Source organism: Paenibacillus hebaui (genome assembly GCF_051934385.1).
GTDB lineage: Bacteria > Bacillota > Bacilli > Paenibacillales > Paenibacillaceae > Paenibacillus.
Map to the genome: position 1 here is coordinate 3,213,288 of NZ_CP196836.1, position 17,414 is coordinate 3,230,701.

Sequence of the window (17,414 nt, forward strand, 5' to 3'; positions counted from 1 at the left end):
AGGATACCCCATGTTAATTCAAAATGTTCTGGGAAGCATTCAAATATCGGATGATGTCATCTCTAAAATTGTCGGCAAAATCGTAAGTACCACCAGTGAGATTTCCTCCATGTCGACAGGGCTTGTAGAGGCGATTACCAAAAAGTGGAGTGGGAAAAGCCTGCAAAATGGCATAGCCATCCGCAACGTAGAATCCAGACTAGAGATTAACTTAAAGGTTGTAGTGCATTATGGAACGAAAGCGCATGAGGTATGCAGGGAATTGCAACATAATGTGAGAGTGCATGTTGAACATCTGACCGGGTTAACCATTGATACTGTGAACGTGATCGTTGAGGGCATTTCACTAAACCAACCTGCTGCTAGGTTTTAGTGCAATTTCAGCTACCTATCGAAGTGACAGAGATGAATAAGCTTCCCATTATAAAAGCCATTCCACAATCGTTAGCCGGATTCTCTTAGGAATAGGAGAAGAAGACTGGAGACTTCATGTAATTAAAGCTCACCCTAGAAAAGTACAATGGTGTGGGCTTCTTTGCAGTCATCTATAGTCAAACAGAGCCTAGTGCCGCGAAATATGCTATGACATAATCACGAAAGTTTTGGGCAGTGCGCGACAGATAACGTCCCTCCACCCAGGCAAGATAGAACGTCAATTGACAATCAGCACCATCAATATGAAGGTAGGAGAGCGTATCGTCTTCTCTCTGCGAAGCTGCGGGAGCAAAGGCTATTCCCAATCCGGCTTGCACGAGACCTGCAATGGCAGCAGGTTCGTCTCCTTCACATATGATATGGGGAAGGAAACCGGCATGTCTGCAATACATATCCGTTATTTCCCGAAATGAATATCCTTGTTTAAGGGAAATGAAATCCTCATTGGCCAGCTCTGTAAGTGAAATCCGGTCGCGACCAGCAAGCGGGTGCATTGACGGAACTGTAAGCAAGATTTCTTCCGTTACTAGGGGGATATGCTTAATATCCGCACGATCAATGCACTGGGATGTCAGAAAGAAATCAATTTCGGACTGTTCAAGCAATTGCAGTTTTTCCTTCACGGTCGAAGCTTGCGTGATCTTGAAGTTCACATCCGGATATCGAGTCAGGTAAGCAGATAACAATTTCGTTAAACGATTCAATGTGGTCGTAGCCAGTGAGATTTTGCCTTGTTCATAACCGGCTAACTCCATTACTTCTCTTCTTCCTTCTTCCAGATTGGTCAGGGACTGATTGACCCGCTTTAGATAGGCTTTGCCGTAAGCATTCAAGCGAATTTTTCTGCCGACACGATCGAACAACGGAACCCCCACTTCGTCCTCCAAACGGGAAATGATCATACTTAGTGCCGGTTGTGCCATATGCAGTTCATGGGCAGCCTTCGTCATGTGTTCGGTGCGAGCCACCGTTTGAAAATATTTCAAATGGGCGATATCCATTGCTAATCCACCTTTTATTCATAGTGATTTTATTATTATATTATACGAATATATATATTTTTTCTAATCAAAAAACTGAATTATACTTGGAGCATTCTCAAAACGGAGGCTCTACGATGACACCAATAACAACTCAATCTTCGATCCAACCCAAGGCCAATCCCGATAAGCTTATCCGAAAAATAGCATGGGTGGTTGCACTCGGTGTGCTACTGAATCCATTGAATTCATCCATGATTTCTGTTGCGCTCCTCAGGATCGGAACAGAATTCCAGGTGAATCTTGCTACGGTGACCTGGTTGCTTTCCGGTTTCTATCTGGCAGGAGCCATTGGACCTTCGCTTGCGGGCAAGCTCTCAGATCTCTTTGGAGCTAAAAGAATCTTCCTGGGTGGACTGTCCCTTGTTCTGCTCAGCAGTTTGGTGGCCATATGGGCCCCGAACTTCGGTACGCTCCTGACCATGCGAATCATACAAGCTTTGGGCAGTGCCGTTGCTTTCCCCGCAGGCATGTCCATGTTGCGATCCGCTGCCACACAGCAGGGAGCCAAGGATGATCCTAACCGAATTGCTTCAGCACTTGCTCTGGTTTCTATTATGGCTAATGTCATGGCTGCATTTGGTCCCACACTGGGGGGGATTCTGGTCGGCTCTGTTGGTTGGCAATCCATTTTCTGGATTAACATACCCATCACCTTGGCTACGCTGTGGATTGCCCGTGCATGGCTGCCCAAAGACCATGTTGTGCAAGAGATAATGAATGCAAACGAAAGAACGGTTATACCTGTATGGAGACGTATGGATATTCCGGGAATCGGACTTTTTATCATCATGCTGACAACGCTGGTGCTGTTCCTGCTGTCTTTGTCGAATGGCATGTCCTGGTGGCTGCTCATGGTTTCCCTGATTACAGGGGTTGCTCTTGGTTGGTGGGAAAAACGTGCAACCAGCCCATTCATTAATATTCAGATGATTGCTTCTAATCGGCGGCTAAGATTTGTATATGCTCAATATATCGGAGTTAATATTGTTTTCTATTCTCTGTTTTTCTGTATACCGCTATGGCTTGATCAAGTGAAGGGATATGATCCCAAAACAACCGGCTTGCTTATGCTTCCTCTGGCAGGGTTAGGTGTGATCATGACTTCAGTAGCTGTCAAATGCAATAAACGTTTTGGTTATCGCACAACCATCATCGTGGGAAACCTTCTATTGGTCGCAAGTACACTTCTGTTATTGCTGCTTGGTGAAAATAGTTCGATTCTTTTGATTCTTCTAGTGAATGCCGCACTGGGCATTCCCAATGGATTCAACAACATGGGTCTGCAAACAGCTCTGTATGATGTTACTTCACCGGAAGAAACCGGAGCGGCTTCAGGATTATATGTAACGTTCCGCTCAATTGGGAGCATCTTGTCTACCAGTTTACTGGGCATAACCTTCGGTGGAGCCATTCATTCGAATGGACTGCATACCATCTCTCTGATCACTGCTGGCCTGGCATTCCTATTGCTGCTTGGTAGCATATCAAGACGTAAGTTATAGGTCTAAGTGCAGACCAATAGAGTGGATTACGATTTAAAGTAGAGACGCATGATGCGTCTTTTCTTTATATTCCAGATGTTTTTTTTGAAAAAAAGTGACTTGACTTTTCTTGACGTTTAAGCAGGTACTTGACAGGTGTGTGGTATATTATAAAAAGTTCTTTTAATGGTGAAGACCTGATAAACAAACAAGATGAGGTGTACGTGGTGTATCAATATAAGGATCAGGAATATGAAGCAGTACACTTTGAAGGACGTGATTTGCGATATGGAGAACTCATAAGCTGTATTTTCAAACAGTGTACATTCATGAATGCTTCTATGGAAGAAATCGAAACAAGTAACTGCCGGTTCATCGAATGTGACTTTAAAGGTGCTTCCATGAATGGTTCCATTCATAGGGAATCTGCTTTTGAAAACTGTTCATTTGGAGGTGCAAATCTCTTTGCTTCCAAATTCACTTCCTGCAAGATGACAGGTTCAGACTTCTCAGGTGCGCAAATGGATGGTATCACTCTGAGCCAGGGCGACTGGTCTTACACGAATCTGAGACATACTCGATTGGGAAAACAGGATCTGCGTGGAATTCGTTTCTTTGAAGCGGACTTTACGGACACGGATCTCGCTAAAGCGGATTTGAGAGATTGTGACCTGACGAGAGTGGTTTTGAGCAGAGCCAAATTGCAGGGAGCAGATCTGCGAGGGGCCAATCTGGAAGGAATAGATCTGAAATCATTGGATATCAAAGGCGCACGCATGGATCGAGAACAAGCGATACTATTTATACGCTCTTACGGTGCCAAAGTAGACTAATGGATGGGGAATGCCAGTGTGAAGCTCAGTTACGCGAATCGTGTACTGGGCTTCGTTCCTCAAGGCTGTAGCAAGTGTACTGAAGGAAATGGGGGCTTTGCATGGAGCAATCTCAAAAAAGTTTATTTTATCCACTGTATGGCGTCTGTATTCTTGAATCTGTAGAGCAGGGCCATGGACCAGACAACCAGCAGTGTTACTATAACCTGTATTTTCCGAAGCAGGAACTTCGCCTGTACATTCCGGAGCAGAGGGCATTGCAAAAACATATTCGTCCGTTATCCAACGCAGATTCCCTGTTGAATGCCAGGACCCTTTTTTTTGGAGAGCCTACAAAGTTTCCTTTGGACCCATCTCAACGCCGTCCTCTTCTGCAGATGAAACTGGAGTCTGGGCTACTTCAAGATCATTTTGGCATCATCAGGGATATGTTGTGCGCGAAAGACTACAGTTTGAAACTGAATACGAATGACAGATCCATACTAAGCATGGCTAAAGAGATGCTGATCAATGAGCTGATGCATGTGTTAAATATATCTGCTGAAGATGCTGCCACGTATGTGAAAGAGGACATCGAGAAGCGTCAGCTTGAGTTCAACGCTCATAGATAAAGATAAAATCCGGGGATTATACTGAAATAATACAGGTTGAACGTTCAGTATGTATTGAAGGGAACAGTAGGAGGAACAGTGCATGCGCAATTTTATTCAAGTTCATGGAGCACGGGAGCACAATCTGAAAAATATCGATATTCAAATTCCTCGTGATCAAATCGTGGTGATCACGGGGGTCAGCGGTTCGGGAAAATCGAGTTTGGCTTTCGATACGTTATATGCCGAAGGGCAGATGCGTTATGTTGAATCCCTGTCTTCCTATGCCAGACAATTCCTTGGACAGATCAACAAACCGGATGTTGACTCGATCGAGGGCCTGTCCCCGGCAATTGCCATCGAACAAAAGACGACATCCAACAACCCACGTTCTACCGTTGGTACCGTAACTGAAATTTATGATTATTTGCGCTTACTGTGGGCGAGGGTTGGAACACCACACTGTCCAACGTGTAAAGGTGAAGTTACGCGGCAGTCTGTCGACCAGATCGTGGATCAGGTAAATAAGCTTCCTCAAGGCACAAAATATATGGTGCTGGCACCCATCGTGCAGGATAAAAAAGGGGAGCATCAGCCTGTTTTTGAACAAGCCAGAATGAATGGGTATGCACGTGTACGTGTGGATGGTGCTGTTATGAATCTGTCGGAAGAGATTCAACTCGACAAGAACAGGAAGCATACCATCGGGATTGTGGTAGATCGGCTGGTTGTCAAAGAGGGAGACTCACAGAGACTGACGGACTCACTTGAAACCGCCATCTCGTTGTCGGGTGATACGGTTGTGATTCAACGAATGGATCGAGGTGAGGATCTGTTGTTCTCCCAGAGCTTCGCTTGTCCTCATTGCGGATTCTCACTTCCGGAGCTATCGCCTAGCATGTTCTCGTTCAACAATCAATATGGTGCCTGTCCTACCTGCTCAGGACTTGGATTCCATCTCAAGGTGGACCCGGGCAAAGTCGCTCCAGATCTGAGCCGAACGCTGAATTCAGGTGCGATCAAAGCTACCGGATGGGGAAATGCAGAGAGTAACTCCTATTGCAAAATGTATTATGAAGCCATCGGCAAAAGGGCTGGATTCGATCTCGATACTCCGCTTGATCAGTTCTCGGAGGAAGCAATGGATATGCTCTTTTATGGTACTCATGGTGAGAAACTTGAACTGCGTTGGGAAAGCAATCGTCGGGAGAAGATGTTGCATCAGGCATTCGAAGGCATCGTTAACAATCTGGATCGACGCTACCGGGAAACCCAATCGGATACGATGCGGAAAGAGCTTGAAGGCTACATGTCAGCCTTGGCTTGCCACGATTGTCACGGAGATCGACTGGCACCGATGCTGCTGGCTGTAACGGTCTGTGAGTTGAACATTTCAGATTTCTGTAAGCTGTCGGTTACAGAGGCCATTCATTTTATCGAAAACATGCATCTATCTTCGGCGAAAGCCAAAATTGCTGCCCCGATTACAACCGAGGTTGTAGATCGACTCGTATTTCTGAAAAATGTAGGCCTGGAATACTTAACGTTATCCCGGACTGCCGGAACACTTTCAGGCGGGGAGAGTCAGCGTATCCGTTTGGCTACCCAGATCGGATCGCGTTTAACTGGCGTCTTGTACATTTTGGATGAACCATCAATCGGCCTGCATCAGAGAGACAATGAACGTTTGTTATCCGCGTTGAAGGAAATGCGTGACTTGGGGAACACCGTCATCGTGGTAGAGCACGACGAGGATACGATGCGGCAAGCGGACTGGATTATTGATATTGGTCCGGGCGCAGGTATCAACGGAGGAGAGGTTGTTGCTCAGGGAACACTCGAACAGATCACTTCCGAACAACGTTCGTTAACCGGTCAATATTTGTCGTATCAAAAGTGGATTCCAGTGCCGGATAATCGTCGTCCAGGCAATGGACACCATCTGACGATTACCGGCGCAGCAGAAAATAATCTCAAAGACATCACCGTCTCGATCCCGCTGGGAACGATTACCTGTGTTACAGGTGTGTCGGGTTCGGGAAAGTCCAGTCTGGTGAACGAAATATTATATAAAAAGCTGGCAGCGATTCTTCATCGAGCTCACACGCGTGCAGGCAAACATGAGCAGATCGATGGGATACACCATCTGGATAAAATTATTAATATCGATCAGAGTCCTATTGGGCGGACTCCCCGTTCCAACCCGGCCACATACACCGGTCTTTTTGATAACATTCGTTCCTTGTTTGCCATGACCAATGAAGCTAAAGTGCGAGCATATGGCCCGGGGCGGTTTTCATTTAATATCAGGGGAGGGCGATGTGAAGCTTGTACCGGTGATGGATTGATGCGGATCGGAATGCATTTCCTGCCTGATGTGTACGTACCTTGTGATGTTTGCAAGGGGAAGCGATATAATCGGGAAACGCTGGAAGTTCATTACAAAGGAAAAAGCATCGCAGACATTTTGGAGATGACTGCGGACGAAGCCGTTGTTTTTTTCGGAAATGTTCCTAAAATACGCAAGAAAATTGAAGCGCTCTGTAAAGTGGGCTTGGGTTATGTGAAGCTGGGCCAGTCCTCAACCACTTTATCGGGTGGAGAAGCTCAGCGGGTCAAACTTGCCTCCGAACTGCTGAAGCCAGCCACAGGCTCGACGTTATATGTCATGGATGAACCCACGACAGGGCTTCATGTCGCTGATGTGCAGCAGCTCATCCATATTCTTCATGTGTTGGCTGATGAGGGGAATACCGTGGTGGTCATCGAACATAACCTGGATGTGATCAAAAATGCAGATTACCTTATTGATCTGGGACCCGAGGGCGGCAACAATGGCGGGAACATTCTGTGTACGGGCACACCTGAGCAGGTGGTTGAGTGCGAGCCAAGCTATACGGGGCAATATCTGCGCAAAGAGCTTGCGAAAAGTCAGTATACAGCTACAGGGCATGTCTATAATTAAAAATCGACACCAGAAGACCGCTTTATGAGCGGTTTTTTGGTGTCGATTAGCTAAGCATTCAATCTTCTTCTTTTGACATTTTTCTAACGACCAGATAAATAAGAGTGATACCGATTAATATAATTATTCCATTGGTTATTTCAAACCACATGACCGTATATACCTCGATTCATTAGATGAAATAAATTACATTTATACTTCAACCGTTTTATTTTTTGCTCGTTTCAATCGCAAGGCCACCCAACTCATGATTAGAGCAGCAAGAAGCAAAAATACGGTTACGCCTGCAATGACGACAAAGAAGGATTGGTCAAAAGCAGCAAAGGCGGCATTTTTGAGCGATTCAGCAGACTCAGCGGGTAAGCTTTCGGCGGCGAGAAGAGCTTCATCCAGACTGTCCTTCACATTAGCAGGGACACTAATCCCCGCAGGAATCTTCATAGCCAGCGTGTAGACAAGAGTCGACATGCTTCCGATGATGGCAATACCTGATGCGCCGCCCAGCTCATAACCCACTTCCTCAATCGATGCGGCCATACCCGCTTTGTGAGGAGGTGCATAACTCATAATGGAATGGGATGCAGCTGTCATCCCTGACCCAAGACCGGCGCCAAGCAGTGCCAAACCGAGAACCTGCCCGGTAAACCCTGCATTGAACTGCATCAGATAAATTCCCATGCCAAGACCGGCGATCAAGAGAGAGAAGCTTTTGATATATACGACATCCACACGGTGCATGATGGACCCGGTAACGGGACCGGCAATGAGTGCTGCAACAGGTATGGATACGGTGAACAGCCCAGCTTGAAGCGGTGACATGCCTTCCACAAGCTGAAGGCGCTGAGTGACCATATATTGCACACCCATTTGTGCAAACAAGCCGACCAGTGCGGTGATAAAGCCGGTGCTGAATCTTGGAATTTTGAACAAGGACAGATCCAGAAGCGGGTTGGAACTGTTATTCTGACGGCGAATAAAGATGATAAGGGACAGAACACCTATCATTGCAGCGATGATGGCTAATGCTAGAGATCCTTCGCGTCTTGTGAATTCCTTAATGGAATAGATGATTCCCACCATGGCAATCATGATCTGAATAGAGCTGATGAAATCCCACTTTTTCGACGTATCACCTTGATGTTTAGGAATCATTTTCAAGGCGAATATAAACGCGAGGATGGCAATGGGCAGGTTAATCAGAAACACAGAGCCCCACCAGAAATGTTGAAGAAGCAGTCCGCCGACAATCGGTCCCAGTCCTGCGCCACCTGATGCAATGGAACCCCAAATTCCGATCGCGAGTGCGAGTTCTCGCTCATTCGTAAAGGTAACCCTGATGATCGACAATGTTGCTGGCATCATCATGGATGCGCCCACTGCAAGGAGAATTCTACTCATGACCAGCACAGCTGGTACTGGAGAAAAGGCTGCAGCAAGAGAAGCGACAGAAAATACGAGCAATCCCAGGGTAAATATTTTTTTATGACCCAGACGGTCCCCGAGCGTTCCCATTGCAGGCAGAAGCCCCGCCATGACGAGGGAGTAACCATTCAGAATCCATAATTTTTCTGAAGCTGACGCCCCTAAATCATGGGTTAAGCTGGGTAAAGCGGTGTACAGGATGGTCATATCCATCACAATGAGTAATAGTGCACTTGATACGATAACAAGAATCATCCAACGTTTTAACTTTGACATGTTTCCCTCCAACAATCTAAATAGATAACTTGCATTTTTAAATCATAAACTATAGGGTAACCCTATAGTCAAAACCTTTTTTTCCACAGATCCAAACGGAGGAATGCATGATGTCGAGTAACCACTCACAACAATTTACAACCAGTGAATTTGCAAGAATGTGCGGAGTTACCAAGCATACTTTGTTTCATTATGACGAGATTGGGCTGTTAAAGCCGGAATATACGAATTCCAAAGGTTATCGTTTCTACGGTGTTCAGCAATTTTATGTGCTTGATATCATCCATGTATTGAAGAAGGCAGGCAGTTCACTACAGGAAATTAAGACATTTATTCAAAATCAGAATACGCCACTCTTGATCGAGCTATTTGAACAGAAATTGAAGGATCTTGAGGTGGAGCGACTTCGAATCAAACACATGCAGAAACTCTTGAACGGCGCCATTGTAATGACGCAGCAAGCCATGACTGTCTCATCTGAAGGTCCGCAGATTGAAGAATGTGAGGAAGAGTATTTTATTGTGGTGCAACTGGAGCAGGGTGATGGCGACAAGGAGTTCTCCCACAAATTGATCAAACATCGCAACCATTGCGAAGAACAACGGATTGACTACGAGTTCCCACTGTGGACCATAGTATCTCAAGAGTGTTTTGAGGCAGGGCAGTATTATCCGGAATACTTTTGCAATAAAATAGAAGGTCCAATTGAAGGGGAATCGATATTCATCAAACCGCAGGGAAAGTATGCCGTCATGAACCATCGAGGATCATATGAAAGTATGCCCCAGACTTACTCTCTTCTCAAACAATACATCGAAGAGGAAGGGCTGATGATATGTGGACATGCGTATGCAATCGAACTACTCAGTTATTTTGCCGAAAATAATCCGGACACGTACATAATTAAAATCTACGTAGAGGTGTGTCAGGCTAGTGTACAGGAAATTAGGAAAAGAATAGATTTAAGCAGGGGGAATCATCTTGAAATTAATGAGAACTTATGATATGGAACTGAATGAAGGATGCTCAGCGCGTCTGCAAGAATTGCTTGTTACCAGTTTTCCTGATATATATCCCAAAGACAGGATGTTTTTCAAACAAGTCCCACACTGCAGATTATTGGCATTCACCCCAGATCATCAATTGGTAGGGCATATAGGATTAGATTATAGAATAATGAATTTAGATGGTAAAGCCATAAGAGTATTAGGCATAATCGACCTGTGTGTCTCGGCTACATACCGCTCTCAAGGAATCGCTTCCAGTTTGCTTGGTGAAGTGGACAAGCTGTCCAAGGGAAATGTTGATTTTGTACTCTTATTTGCAGATCAAACAGATCTCTATGTAAGAGGTGGATTCAGATCTGTAAACAACATATGTAAGTGGTTGAAAATGGATAACGTAACCTTAACTACGATTGGGATTGGGACGCAAAACGTTGAGGGATTAATGATTAAGGAAGTAGGATCAATGGAATGGAATGAGGGTGAACTCGATTTTTTGGGCTATCTATACTGAGTGATCGTACGGAGTGCTGATAAAATGATTTTCTTGGAAAATATTGAAGCGATCAATTTTATTTATCGAATAAAAATCAAACTTCTTTCATGAAAGTTTCAGAATACACATTTACATTATATATAAATTGTCATATACTTGTCACCGGAAGGCAATTCACTTACTAAATTATATATAGTGATAAAAATACACCAAAGAGATATCATGAAAGAAGGCTACTTGTTATGAACACATTTTTTGTTGATCCCAATGGACAGTTGAAAACCGCTTTGAAAGGTAAAGAAGTCTTAGCCAACCCGATTTTGAACAAGGGTGTCGCTTTTACCGAAGAAGAAAGAAGAGAGCTTAACCTGAACGGCATTTTGCCGCCAATGGTTTTAAATATTGAAGAACAGGTGAGCCGAGTATATCAGCAGTTGCAAAACGAATCTGATAATTTGCGCAAAAGCATTATGCTTAATGATCTGTTTAACCGAAATATTGTACTGTTCTACCGTTTATTGAAAGATCATCTTAGTGAAATGCTGCCGATTGTATATACACCTACGGTTGGCCAGGCGATTCAGGAATATAGCCATCAGTATCACAGACCAGGCGGAGTATATCTCACCATTAATGATATGGACGGGCTGGAAGAGGCCTTCCGTAACAGCGGTTTGCATGCCGGAGACATTGATCTGATTGTAGTGACTGACTCGGAAAGCATTCTGGGTATCGGAGACTGGGGTGTAGGAGGTATCAATATCGCAATCGGTAAACTTGCGGTGTATACTGCTGCCGTTGGTGTTGATCCTAGCCGTGTACTTCCGGTGGTATTGGATGTTGGAACCAATAATCCCACATTACTGAATGATCCGTTATATGTCGGTAATCGCCATGAACGCATTCGCGGTGAGAGATATGATCAATTTATAGAAGCTTTTGTTACAGAAACGATGAATTGGTTCCCGAATGTTCTGCTTCACTGGGAAGACATGGGCAGTGTGAATGCCAGAAATATTATTCAGAAGTACGGAGAAGATATCCTTACATTTAATGATGATATTCAAGGGACCGGAGCCGTCACGCTAGCAGCTGTCATGTCTGGTGTTCGAGTGACGGGTGTACCTCTTCGGGAACAGCGTGTGCTGGTATTTGGACCAGGGGCTGCCGGGATCGGTAACGCGGATCAGATACGTGATGCCATGATGGAAGAAGGTCTGGATCAGAGAGAAGCGGAGAAACGGTTCTGGGCATTTGATTATCGTGGCATTCTTACGGACGAGACAGAGGGATTATTTGAATTCCAGAAACCGTTTGTTCGTGAAGCTGCGGAAATTGCGGACTGGGTCTTGGGTGAACAGGGGCAGATTTCCCTACTGGAAGCTGTGAAACAGATTAAACCAACGATCCTTATTGGAACTTCAGGGGTAACAGGAGCCTTTAATGAACAAGTCGTCAAAGAGATGGCAAAACATGTGGATCGCCCGATCATCATGCCGATGTCCAATCCAACATCTCTTGCCGAGGCAGCTCCAAGAAGTCTGATTGAATGGACTGATGGAAAAGCGCTAATTGCCACTGGCAGTCCATTTGAACCTGTGACATATAAGGACACGACATATGAAATTGGTCAATCGAATAATGCTTTTGTATTTCCTGGTCTTGGGCTTGGTGCGATCGTGTCCAAAGCTTCGAAATTTACCAAGAACATGTTCACTGCTGCTGCAAATGCGGTAGCGAGTTCGGTTGATTCTTCAGAGCCAGGTGCCCCCCTGCTGCCAAGAGTTAAGGATCTGCAAGCTGTTTCATATAAAGTCGCGGTAGCCGTCGCGAAAGCTGCAGTGGAAGATGGCGTAGCTCTTCAAGAACTGACCAATATCGAAGAGGCCGTCAACGATGCGATGTGGCATCCTGTATACAGACCGCTCCACGCAGCAGTTTAACTATACTCATTGAATGGAACAACATACATCACAAGCAAAGAATACCTGTCCTATTGTACAAGGTGTTCCTTGCCTGTGCCTAAAATATGCAGATCAGCATTTTGCAGAATAACATTCATCCACCATTCGTTGAATTGTTGCAAATGCCCAGATAATAAATGGAGGCTTGGTCAACATGTCAGTGAGTGACATTTTCATTATTCTTATTCCGATTTTTTTCGTCATTTTACTTGGTTTTTTTGGAGGGTACTTTAAAATATTCAATTCGGCCTCTTCCAAAGGTCTAAATACAATGGTCACCAAGTTTGCCTTGCCTGCGCATTTGTTCATCGGTATCACCACAACGAAGAAAGAGACGCTGATCGATAAGTGGCCCTTCTTCATGACCATTTTTCTCGGAATCATCGGATTTTATGTGGTTTTGTTACTGGTCATGCGTTTCATTTTCAAAGTGAATCTAAGCCAATCTTCGATTTTTTCGTTAAATGCCACACAGCCTTCGTTTGCTTTTATGGGAATCCCGGTATTGGGCAATCTGTTTGGTGCCGCGGAAGTAACCATTCCCATTGCGATTACCGGGATTGTGGTTAACGCACTGCTTGATCCAATTGCTACAATCGTCAGTTCGATTGGCAAGAAAACGGAAGCAGACACGAACGGGGAGGATGGAGAAAGTTTGTTCAAACTCACGATGTATTCGATCTTTCATGGTTTGAAAGAGCCACTTGCCTGTGTACCCTTGCTGGGTGTGGTTCTGACACTCTTTGGTTTCCAGTCACCTCAGTTACTGCAAAGTTCATTCGACCAGATCGGGAGTATTACCTCAGGTGCAGCCTTGTTTGCCATTGGAGTAACCGTAGGGATTAATCGAATCAAACTCAGTAAAAATGCAATCAGTATTTCGCTGCTAAAAGTGATTGCCCTGCCTTTGTTTACGTATATGTTTGCTTTGCTGATGGGTCTGTCATCTACGGATGTCACCATGGTAATCTTACTCGTATCCTTCCCGGGGTCTGCGGTAGCCGCCATGATCGCTTCAAGGTTTGATACGCTGGAGGTTGAGACAGCATCTTCCTTTGTCCTGAGTTCTGTATTGTCTCTCATTTCACTGCCTATTCTCATCTCCATATTGGTCTAACCAAGGAACGAGATTATATCAGGATGAAATTACCCCTTATGTGAAATTCGTCGAATTTAAATGGTTAAAAGGTGCTATCATATAAGAATTAAGGAAGACATGCTCAAAAGGGAGTGGACAAGTCTATGATTAGTAAAGTCGGACAAATTATGTTGTATGTAAACAACCAGGATGAAGCAGTGAATTTCTGGACCGAAAAAGTTGGATTTAGTGTGATTTCTGAAGAAGATAACGGGCAAGGCATGAGATGGATTGAAGTTGCTCCAACCAAGAACGCAGAAACAAGCCTGATTTTGCACAATAAAGATTGGGTTGCTCAAATGTCTCCTGGAGTAAATCTGGGTACACCTTCGTTAATGTTTTTCTCGGAAAATTTCGATAAACTGCGTAGTGATTTATCCAATAAAAATATCAAGGTCGGAGATATTGTAGATTTGCCTTCTGGCCGAGTATTTAACTTTGCAGATCACGAAGAAAATTACTTTGCTGTAATGGAAAAAAAGTAAATAACATATAAGAAGTCGCCATCGGGCGACTTTTTTTGGTTTGAACCCTACACGTTTCAGCTTGTCTAACAGACTCAAGGCCACTCGACTACATTGTGAAATTGTGAAGCTTTATACTTTCCTGAAGTATTCGCTATAATGGATACAGTGTTTAGGAAAGGGATGTAATCATGAAGAAAGTCATCATTATTGGATCAGGAATTCTCGGGGCATCGACAGCCTATCAATTAGCTAAAATGGATGCAGAGGTTATCCTGGTGGACCGCAAAGATCAAGGTCAGGCTACGGATGCTGCCGCAGGCATTATCTGCCCGTGGTTATCACAGCGACGTAATCAGGCATGGTATCAGTTGGCTAAGGCTGGCGCACGTTTTTACCCAGGGTTGATTGAAGAGCTTGAAAGCGAAGGGGAAACAGAAACAGGATATGCTCAAGTCGGTGCCCTAAGTATTCATAATGATATGGAGAAAATCGACAAGATGGAGGAACGGGCACATCTACGAAGAACGGATGCACCAGAGATCGGTGAAATTACCCGGCTGAATGAAGAGGAAACCCTTGCGCAGTTCCCACTGCTGGTAGAGGGTTATCACGCTGTATATATTAGCGGTGCCGCCCGTATAGATGGACGTGCGTTGCGTGATGCCTTGATCCGATCAGCACAAAGAAATGGGGCCGTACTCATCCACGGAGATGCTGCGCTTCAATATGATTTGAATTCCAACCGTATAACTGGAGTCGTTGTTGATGGTACAAGCATGCTGGCTGACAAAGTTATTGTGTGTGCCGGGGCATGGGCCAATGAATTGCTGAAGCCTCTCGGTATAGACTTTAAGGTTCATTATCAAAAAGCGCAAATCATGCATTTACAGGTATCTGAACATCAAAATACAGGCACATGGCCTGTAGTCACACCGCCTTCTGATCAATATCTCTTAGCCTTTGACCGTCAGAAGATCGTTATAGGAGCGACGCATGAAAATGATGTTGAAGGCTACGATACAAGAATAACTGCGGGTGGCATGCAGGAAGTTCTCAACAAGGGATTAGAATTGGCACCAGGTCTGGCAGACAGCACTTTTCAGGAGGTTAGGGTCGGCTTCCGCCCGTTCACACCCGGTTTTCTGCCGGTGATGGGTGCTGTTCCAGGTTGGCATGGCCTTATAACGGCGAATGGGCTTGGAGCCTCCGGCTTAACAATGGGTCCTTTCATAGGCAGTCAGTTAGCAAAATTGGCACTTGGGTTGGAGCTGGACATCGATATCCTTCCATATGATATTGGTAAAGCAATGGATGAATTGTAGAGAGGTGAACTATGACGTATTCACAGCGTTTAAACGATGATATAAGTTCGTCGGATATCATCTATCTGGAGTACCAGATCAGTGTTACAGAAGAAGAGTTGAAAAAGGCGAATGAGGAGCGGCTTCAATCCCAGTCGGATTTGGATCGGGTAGAGGCATGGATTGAAACCCTTCACACCCGGCTTGCCAACCTGCAGGATGATTTGGCGAAGCTCGGGGATTGAATAGGGATGCTGATGACGATGGGTCAAACCAAATGAAACAGCTCATGTTATTCATCCCGCATAAGGGAAAGTGAAAACCAAAAAACAGCGGCAGAACGGACGTTTCTTGGACGACCGTTCTGCCGCTGTTTGTATGGTATGTGAAAGACTAACTATCATCTGCTCACTGTAATTCACGCTTAATTCGAATTCATTGAAACTTTTTGTCTCACAGCTTGTTTGGATTCTTCCTCTTTGGCTTGTTTCGTACGTTTAATAAAGAAGGAAAGTGCCAATCCGAGGACAGCGATACCGATAATGACCACATAAGCATCATTGATTCCCTGAATCATGGACTCCGTTGCAAGCTGTTGCTGGGTTAAGCCTTTGGCTGCACCAGTCGTTATCATATCTTGCACATGGGTCGTTGTACGACTGGTCATTACACTCACGAGCAATGAAGTACCTACAGCGCCAGCAACTTGTCTGACCGTGTTGGATATTGCTGTACCATGTGGACCAAGCCTTGGTGGCAGTTGGTTCAAGCCTGCAGTTTGGATCGGCATCATAAGCAAGGCCATGCCAATTCGGCGGCCTGTTGACATCAATACCAAGTAGCTATAGCTGGTGGAATCCGTTAGGTCGATGAAACCGATCGTAGTCACGATGGTGATCACCATCCCGATAATCGCCAGCCATTTCGCACCGAATCGGTCAAATAATTTACCGGTTACGGGCATGAGGAAGCCCATGACGAGTGCTCCTGGAAGCAGCAATAGCCCGGACTCCAGCGCGGAATACCCACGTGCATTTTGAAGATATAAAGGAAGCAACATCATGTCAGCATACATGATCATCGTGATTGCGATATTAATGATTGTGGTCAAGGAGAACATACTATACTTGAATGCCCGCAGATCAAGCAGGGGAGTTGCAGAAACGAGCTGCCGCCATGTGAACAGGGCAAGAGCAACGATGCCAGCAGTAATGCATACAAGTACTTCTGCGCTTGACCATCCCAGACTTCCCGCTCGGCTGAAGCCATATAACAACGCGCCAAAACCAATCGTGGACAGTAACACACTAATGGTGTCGAACTTGGTAATGACTCGTTCCGATACATTCTTCAGATATACGAACGCACAGCCAATGACAATAACAGTCAGTGGAATCATACCGTAAAACATGGTTTGCCATGTATAGTTTTCGAGAATATAACCAGCAAGTGTAGGCCCAATCGCCGGGGCGAAAATAATGGCAAACCCGACCATACCCATAGCAGATCCTCTTTTCTCAGCAGGGAACAAGGTAAGAATGACATGCATCAACAGCGGCATGATAATGCCGGCACCTGCTGCTTGTATCATACGTCCTGTTAATAGCGTACCGAAATTAGTCGCAAGGGCTGATACAATGGTACCGATTAGGAAAATAAACATCGAGGCTTGGAAAAGTTGTTTTGTCGAAAAGCGTTGCATGAAATAGGCCGTGATGGGAATAAGAACCCCATTCACCAGCATGTAGCCTGTTGTTAACCACTGGGCCGTGGTAGCGGAGATATTGAAATCTCCCATCAGCTCCGGAGTTGCGACACTCATTATGGTTTGATTCAACGTTGCAAGAAATGCGCCCAGAATCATAACAAATAGTATAGGCCCCTTCTTCACGCTTAATGGATCTTTCATTACTGCCTGACTCAATTTGTTTCATCCTTTCAATCTCTACACGTGACTAAATTTACAACGTGTTGTATAGTTTACATTGTATTTATTGAA

Annotated in this window: 15 protein-coding genes; 12 read left to right on the plus strand and 3 right to left on the minus strand. The window is 45.0% G+C overall.

What is annotated here, in order from left to right; all coding sequences use genetic code 11:
* Positions 1-10: 10 nt before the first annotated feature.
* Positions 11-373: an Asp23/Gls24 family envelope stress response protein gene (locus ACR32F_RS14175; protein ID WP_440119309.1), complete on the plus strand. Its 363-nt coding sequence runs from the start codon at positions 11-13 to the stop codon at positions 371-373.
* A 178-nt stretch (positions 374-551) separates the two neighbouring features.
* Here ACR32F_RS14175 and ACR32F_RS14180 read toward each other — a convergent pair whose 3' ends face one another.
* A complete protein-coding gene (locus tag ACR32F_RS14180) occupies positions 552-1,436 on the minus strand; it encodes a LysR family transcriptional regulator (protein ID WP_440119310.1) in 885 nt (294 codons plus the stop codon).
* Between the two features lie 116 nt (positions 1,437-1,552).
* On the opposite strand from ACR32F_RS14180, the gene ACR32F_RS14185 reads away from it, so the two are divergent.
* The 4 genes from ACR32F_RS14185 to uvrA all read left to right on the plus strand — a co-directional run bounded on the left by ACR32F_RS14185 (position 1,553) and on the right by uvrA (position 7,347).
* Positions 1,553-2,980: an MFS transporter gene (locus tag ACR32F_RS14185; RefSeq protein ID WP_440119311.1), complete on the plus strand. Its 1,428-nt coding sequence runs from the start codon at positions 1,553-1,555 to the stop codon at positions 2,978-2,980.
* Between the two features lie 206 nt (positions 2,981-3,186).
* Entirely contained in the window at positions 3,187-3,792 is a 606-nt protein-coding gene (locus ACR32F_RS14190; RefSeq protein ID WP_440119312.1) for a pentapeptide repeat-containing protein, read from the plus strand.
* 101 nt (positions 3,793-3,893) lie between these two features.
* On the plus strand, positions 3,894-4,403 hold the full coding sequence (locus ACR32F_RS14195) for a hypothetical protein (RefSeq protein ID WP_440119314.1): 510 nt from the start codon (positions 3,894-3,896) through the stop codon (positions 4,401-4,403).
* Between the two features lie 82 nt (positions 4,404-4,485).
* Positions 4,486-7,347, plus strand: a complete 2,862-nt coding sequence (gene uvrA / locus ACR32F_RS14200; protein WP_440119315.1) for an excinuclease ABC subunit UvrA — start codon at positions 4,486-4,488, stop codon at positions 7,345-7,347.
* A 192-nt stretch (positions 7,348-7,539) separates the two neighbouring features.
* On the opposite strand, the gene ACR32F_RS14205 is transcribed toward uvrA, so the two are convergent.
* Positions 7,540-9,045: an MFS transporter gene (locus ACR32F_RS14205; protein ID WP_440119316.1), complete on the minus strand. Its 1,506-nt coding sequence runs from the start codon at positions 9,043-9,045 to the stop codon at positions 7,540-7,542.
* A 107-nt stretch (positions 9,046-9,152) separates the two neighbouring features.
* On the opposite strand from ACR32F_RS14205, the gene ACR32F_RS14210 reads away from it, so the two are divergent.
* The 7 genes from ACR32F_RS14210 (at position 9,153) to ACR32F_RS14240 (ending at position 15,660) form a co-directional block, all read left to right on the plus strand.
* Positions 9,153-10,049 carry a MerR family transcriptional regulator gene (locus ACR32F_RS14210; protein WP_440119317.1) on the plus strand — a complete coding sequence of 299 codons (897 nt, stop codon included), beginning with the start codon at positions 9,153-9,155 and terminating at the stop codon, positions 10,047-10,049.
* A complete protein-coding gene (locus ACR32F_RS14215; RefSeq protein ID WP_440119849.1) occupies positions 10,036-10,563 on the plus strand; it encodes a GNAT family N-acetyltransferase in 528 nt (175 codons plus the stop codon). The genes ACR32F_RS14210 and ACR32F_RS14215 overlap by 14 nt, the downstream gene beginning before the upstream one ends.
* Positions 10,564-10,787: 224 nt before the next feature.
* On the plus strand, positions 10,788-12,488 hold the full coding sequence (locus ACR32F_RS14220) for an NAD-dependent malic enzyme (protein ID WP_440119318.1): 1,701 nt from the start codon (positions 10,788-10,790) through the stop codon (positions 12,486-12,488).
* A 175-nt stretch (positions 12,489-12,663) separates the two neighbouring features.
* The gene (locus tag ACR32F_RS14225; RefSeq protein WP_440119319.1) at positions 12,664-13,626 is read left to right on the plus strand and encodes an AEC family transporter; all 963 of its coding nucleotides are present in this window, start codon (positions 12,664-12,666) and stop codon (positions 13,624-13,626) included.
* A 125-nt stretch (positions 13,627-13,751) separates the two neighbouring features.
* Positions 13,752-14,132, plus strand: coding sequence for a VOC family protein (locus ACR32F_RS14230; RefSeq protein ID WP_440119320.1), 381 nt, complete (start codon positions 13,752-13,754; stop codon positions 14,130-14,132).
* Between the two features lie 170 nt (positions 14,133-14,302).
* Positions 14,303-15,436 (plus strand): NAD(P)/FAD-dependent oxidoreductase, encoded by a 1,134-nt coding sequence (locus ACR32F_RS14235; RefSeq protein ID WP_440119321.1) that lies wholly within the window; start codon positions 14,303-14,305, stop codon positions 15,434-15,436.
* An 11-nt stretch (positions 15,437-15,447) separates the two neighbouring features.
* Positions 15,448-15,660 (plus strand): hypothetical protein, encoded by a 213-nt coding sequence (locus ACR32F_RS14240; protein WP_440119322.1) that lies wholly within the window; start codon positions 15,448-15,450, stop codon positions 15,658-15,660.
* A gap of 179 nt (positions 15,661-15,839) precedes the next feature.
* On the opposite strand, the gene ACR32F_RS14245 is transcribed toward ACR32F_RS14240, so the two are convergent.
* The gene (locus tag ACR32F_RS14245) at positions 15,840-17,324 is read right to left on the minus strand and encodes a DHA2 family efflux MFS transporter permease subunit (RefSeq protein WP_440119850.1); all 1,485 of its coding nucleotides are present in this window, start codon (positions 17,322-17,324) and stop codon (positions 15,840-15,842) included.
* Positions 17,325-17,414 lie beyond the last annotated feature (90 nt).

Coding starts and splice junctions, on each gene's coding strand:
- ACR32F_RS14175 (WP_440119309.1), top strand. CDS start 11: ATGTTAATTCAAAATGTTCTGGGAAGCATTCAAATATCGGATGATGTC.
- ACR32F_RS14180 (WP_440119310.1), bottom strand. CDS start 1,436: ATGGATATCGCCCATTTGAAATATTTTCAAACGGTGGCTCGCACCGAA.
- ACR32F_RS14185 (WP_440119311.1), top strand. CDS start 1,553: ATGACACCAATAACAACTCAATCTTCGATCCAACCCAAGGCCAATCCC.
- ACR32F_RS14195 (WP_440119314.1), top strand. CDS start 3,894: ATGGAGCAATCTCAAAAAAGTTTATTTTATCCACTGTATGGCGTCTGT.
- uvrA (WP_440119315.1), top strand. CDS start 4,486: ATGCGCAATTTTATTCAAGTTCATGGAGCACGGGAGCACAATCTGAAA.
- ACR32F_RS14205 (WP_440119316.1), bottom strand. CDS start 9,045: ATGTCAAAGTTAAAACGTTGGATGATTCTTGTTATCGTATCAAGTGCA.
- ACR32F_RS14210 (WP_440119317.1), top strand. CDS start 9,153: ATGATGTCGAGTAACCACTCACAACAATTTACAACCAGTGAATTTGCA.
- ACR32F_RS14215 (WP_440119849.1), top strand. CDS start 10,036: ATGAGAACTTATGATATGGAACTGAATGAAGGATGCTCAGCGCGTCTG.
- ACR32F_RS14220 (WP_440119318.1), top strand. CDS start 10,788: ATGAACACATTTTTTGTTGATCCCAATGGACAGTTGAAAACCGCTTTG.
- ACR32F_RS14225 (WP_440119319.1), top strand. CDS start 12,664: ATGTCAGTGAGTGACATTTTCATTATTCTTATTCCGATTTTTTTCGTC.
- ACR32F_RS14230 (WP_440119320.1), top strand. CDS start 13,752: ATGATTAGTAAAGTCGGACAAATTATGTTGTATGTAAACAACCAGGAT.
- ACR32F_RS14235 (WP_440119321.1), top strand. CDS start 14,303: ATGAAGAAAGTCATCATTATTGGATCAGGAATTCTCGGGGCATCGACA.
- ACR32F_RS14240 (WP_440119322.1), top strand. CDS start 15,448: ATGACGTATTCACAGCGTTTAAACGATGATATAAGTTCGTCGGATATC.
- ACR32F_RS14245 (WP_440119850.1), bottom strand. CDS start 17,324: ATGAAAGATCCATTAAGCGTGAAGAAGGGGCCTATACTATTTGTTATG.